We start from the raw sequence: 1,239 nt of genomic DNA on the forward strand, positions 1-1,239 counted from the left end.
CATGCCCTTCGGCGGCTTCAAATACGGCAGCATGGGCCGAGAGGGGGTTCGTTTCGCCTACGAGGACATGACCCAGCCAAAGGTCGTTTGTATCAATCGGGGATGATTTTTTGGCGCTAGAACTGGCGCTGAGTTTTTCGTGATCCTGGGCTACCCAAGGCAACGCCGCCTGACCAATCGAGGCAACAATGTCTAATGACACTCGTATCGAACACGATCCACTTGGCCCGGTGACCGTGCCGGCAGATCGATATTATGGCGCTCAGACCGCTAGAGCGCTCGCTAACTTCCCGATCTCGGGCATTCCGATCAAAAGCATGCCGTCGGTCATACAGGCACTCGGTCACGTAAAGATGGCTGCTGCACAAGCAAATTGTGCCGAGGGTTTGCTTCCGAGCGAAAAGCGAGACGCAATCGTGCTGGCTTGCCAGGAAGTGCTGGCGGGTAAGCACCACGACGAATTTCTGGTCGACGTCTTCCAAGGGGGGGCGGGCACCTCCACCAATATGAACATGAACGAGGTATTGGCCAATCGTGCGAGCGAATTGCTGGGCGGAGTCAGGGGCGAGGGGCGTCTGGTTCATCCAAATGATGACGTCAACCGATCCCAATCGACAAACGATGCCTACGCGACTGCCGTCCGACTTTCCATGATCCCAGCTAGCCGCCAACTGCGCGATGCGCTCGCCGATCTCGCCGCGGCCCTTAATCGCAAGGCGAAAGAGTTTGCAGATATCCGCAAGCTCGGGCGAACACAATTGCAGGACGCTGTTCCGATGACGCTGGGACAGGAGTTTGCAGCGTTCGCGACGACGCTTCTGGAAGACTGTAACCGTCTCGACGAGACAGAGCGGTTGTTCCTGGAGGNCAACCTCGGCGGTACAGCAATCGGAACCGGGATCGCAGCCACCCCATCCTACCGACAGCGCGCGATCGAGAATTTATCCCGCAACATGCAATTGCCAGTGGTCGGATCAAAAGACCTGCTGGAGGCAAGTTGGGACATGGGCGCATTCATGCTTCACATGGGGCTTTTGAAGCGAACTGCGGCGAAGCTTTCGAAGATCGCGAATGATTTTCGGCTGCTATCAAGCGGTCCGCGCGGGGGTATTGGCGAGATCGTGCTGCCATCCCTTCAACCGGGTTCTTCCCTAATGCCTGGGAAGGTCAACCCGGTCGCTGCAGAAGCGCTGAACCAAGTCTGCTTCTATGTGTATGGCATGGATACGACGGTAGGCA

Annotated in this window: 1 protein-coding gene; it reads left to right on the top strand. The window is 57.1% G+C overall.

Annotated features, from left to right (window positions below):
- Positions 1–188: 188 nt before the first annotated feature.
- On the top strand, positions 189–1,239 hold a 1,051-nt coding region (locus A3AY_RS0112790), incomplete at its 3' end, for an aspartate ammonia-lyase (protein WP_018326060.1).

The organism is Rhizobium giardinii bv. giardinii H152, from assembly GCF_000379605.1.
Classification (GTDB): Bacteria; Pseudomonadota; Alphaproteobacteria; order Rhizobiales; family Rhizobiaceae; genus Pararhizobium; species Pararhizobium giardinii.